2 protein-coding genes and 1 pseudogene are annotated in these 2,661 nt (G+C 70.2%); 1 reads left to right on the top strand and 2 read right to left on the bottom strand.

Translation table 11 applies throughout. The features are described from left to right. Positions 1 to 1,374, bottom strand: a pseudogene (locus RMO85_RS05820) (RNA degradosome polyphosphate kinase); the annotation flags it as partial. Positions 1,375 to 1,442: 68 nt separating this feature from the next. Between RMO85_RS05820 and RMO85_RS05815 the strand changes: the two are divergent. Next, positions 1,443 to 2,468, top strand: a complete 1,026-nt coding sequence (locus RMO85_RS05815) for an alpha/beta hydrolase (protein WP_310527291.1) — start codon at positions 1,443 to 1,445, stop codon at positions 2,466 to 2,468. Between the two features lie 24 nt (positions 2,469 to 2,492). Here RMO85_RS05815 and RMO85_RS05810 read toward each other — a convergent pair whose 3' ends face one another. Further along, positions 2,493 to 2,645: a DsrE family protein gene (locus RMO85_RS05810; protein WP_310527296.1), complete on the bottom strand. Its 153-nt coding sequence runs from the start codon at positions 2,643 to 2,645 to the stop codon at positions 2,493 to 2,495. Positions 2,646 to 2,661: the final 16 nt, after the last annotated feature.

The raw sequence follows: 2,661 nt of genomic DNA, 5'->3' as shown, positions 1-2,661 counted from the left end.
GGCCTCCTCGTCGAAGCGGGCCTTGATCTCCACGATGACCAGCACCTGCTTGCCGGCCTCGGCAGCGTCGATGAGGGCGTCGATGATCGGACTGTCCCCCGAGGTGCGGTAGAGCGTCTGTTTGATGGCGAGCACGTGGGGGTCGGCGGCGGCCTGCTCGACGAATCGCTGGACCGAGGTCGCGAAGGAGTCGTAGGGGTGGTGGAGGAGCACGTCGTTGCGGCGTACGGACTCGAAGACGTCGACGGGCTTGGACGACTCGACCTCGGCCAGCTGGGCGTGCGTGGTGGGCACGAAGGTGGGGTACTTCAGGTCCTCGCGCGGCAGATCGGCGATCGAGTGCAGACCGCTCAGGTCGAGCGGACCCGGCAGCTTCGAGACCTCCTCACGCGTGACGCCGAGCTCGGAGACCAGCAGCTCGAGCACCTTGGCGTCGATGGACTCCTCGACCTCGAGCCGGACGGGCGGTCCGAACTTGCGCCGCAGCAGCTCCTTCTCCAGCGCCTTGAGGAGGTTCTCGGCGTCGTCCTCCTCGACCTCGAGGTCCTCGTTGCGGGTGACGCGGAAGGTGTGCGCCTTCAGCACCTCCATGCCGGGGAAGAGCTTCTTGAGGTGCTCGCCGATGACGTCCTCGAGGGGCACGAAGCGCTGGTTGCCGACCGGCACGAACCGGCCGAAGGTCTGCGGCACCTTGACCCGGGCGAAGTGCTCGGTGCCGGTCTTGGGGTGGCGCACCACCACCGCGAGGTTGAGCGAGAGACCGGAGATGTAGGGGAACGGGTGAGCCGGGTCGACGGCGAGTGGCGTCAGCACCGGGAAGATCCGCTCCTTGAAGAGCTTCTTGCAGATCTTCTGCTCCTCGCGGTCGAGCTCCGACCAGCGCACGATCTCGATGCCCTGGTCGCGCAGCTCGGGGATCACCTGCTCGCTGAACACCCTGGCATGCCGCTCCATCAGGTCGCGGCTGCCTGCCCACAGCTGCTCGAGCTGTTCGCGCGGCAGCAGTCCGCTGGCGGCGCGTACGGCGACGCGCGCCGCGATCCGGCGCTTGAGACCGGCCACGCGGACCATGAAGAACTCGTCGAGGTTGCTCGCGAAGATCGCCAGGAACCGCGCACGCTCGAGGAGAGGAAGGGCGGGGTTCTCCGCCAGCTCGAGCACCCTCTGGTTGAAGCGCAGCCACGACAGCTCGCGGTCCAGGAAGCGGTCGTCGAACTTCTCCACCGCCGCGATCTCCGCGGCATCGGGGACGTAGGGCGGCTCGACGTCGAAGGTGTCGGTGGGGTGTCCGTAGGGCTCGGCGGTCGGACCGTCCTCGACGGAGGCGCCGACGGTGCTGGGGAGTGCGGTGCTGGCCACGGTTGCTTCGGACATGGGGTCAGTCTGGCACCGCACCGTGAACGGCGGGTGCCGTGCCGGTGCCGGACGTCTAGGTTGCACGGGTGACGATCATCGCGCGCCTCGAGGCGCTGACCCTGAGGGCCGCTCTCGGCCTGCCGCCGCGGATCCAGCGGGTGCTCGCAGGTCGGCCCGTGATCCTCGACGGCCAGACGCTGGACACCGAGGCCCAGCTCTTGTTGCGGCTGCAGCGACTGACACGTGAGCCGGCCGTCGAGTCGTTGCCGATCCGGCAGGGCCGACACGAGCTCAACCGGCAGTCGATCCTGGTGGGTGGCTCCCAGCCGATCGGGCGGGTCCGCGACGACGTGGTCGCCGGCGTCCCGGCCAGGTTCTACGAGCCCACTGGCGCACCGGAGGCCGGACCGCTGCTGGTGTTCTTCCACGGCGGCGGCTATATCTACGGCGACCTCGACTCGCACGACGCGGCCTGCCGTTTCCTCGCCGAGCGTGCGGGTGTCCGGGTCATCGCCGTGGACTACCGCCTCGCCCCGGAAGCGCAGTTCCCGGCGGCGTACGACGACTGCGTCACCGCGTATGCCGCGATCATCGAGCGGGCCGAGGAATGGCGCGCCGATCGTGACCGCATCGGGGTCGGGGGGGACAGTGCGGGCGGCAACCTCGCGGCCCTGGTCGCGATCGAGGCCGCACGACAGGGTTGGCCGTGCGCCTTCCAGCTCCTGGTCTATCCGGTGACCGACATGACCGGCGCGCAGGAGAGTCGGCAGACGTTCGCCAACGGCTTCTACCTGACCGAGCAGTTCATGGACCTGGCCACCCGCAGCTACGTCCCGGATCCTCAGCAGCGCAGCGACCCGCGCGCCAGCCCCCTGCTCGCGGATCTGCCACCCGGGCTCGCGCCGGCCTTCGTCGCCACGGCCGGTTTCGATCCGCTGCGCGACGAGGGCGAGGCCTACGTCGAACGGTTGCGGGCCGCCGGGGTCGAGGTGCGCCATGTCCGCTATCGCGGACTGATCCACGGCTTCTTCAACATGGTCGGAGTGGGGCGCACCGCTCGGGTGGCGGCTGGCGAGATCGCCGACGCGCTCCGGGCCGGCCTGGCGGGCTGACCCGGACCCGGCGCCGAGCCCGGCTCAGTAGACGAGCGCCTGCACGCCCTCGCCGAGGATCTGCTCGGCGAAGACCGCCGCCCCGGCGATCGTGACGCCCGCGCGCAGGTCGCCCTCGAGGATGCCGCGGCGGGCGGCGCACTGGGTGCAGACGATGACCCGGCCGCCGTCGACCACCACGCCCAGCAGGTCG

Origin of the sequence: Nocardioides sp. (assembly GCF_031422975.1) — a bacterium.
Classification (GTDB): Bacteria; Actinomycetota; Actinomycetes; order Propionibacteriales; family Nocardioidaceae; genus Nocardioides.
The sequence above is the reverse complement of the archived record's forward strand: the minus strand, read 5'-3'. Positions and strand labels throughout refer to the sequence as shown.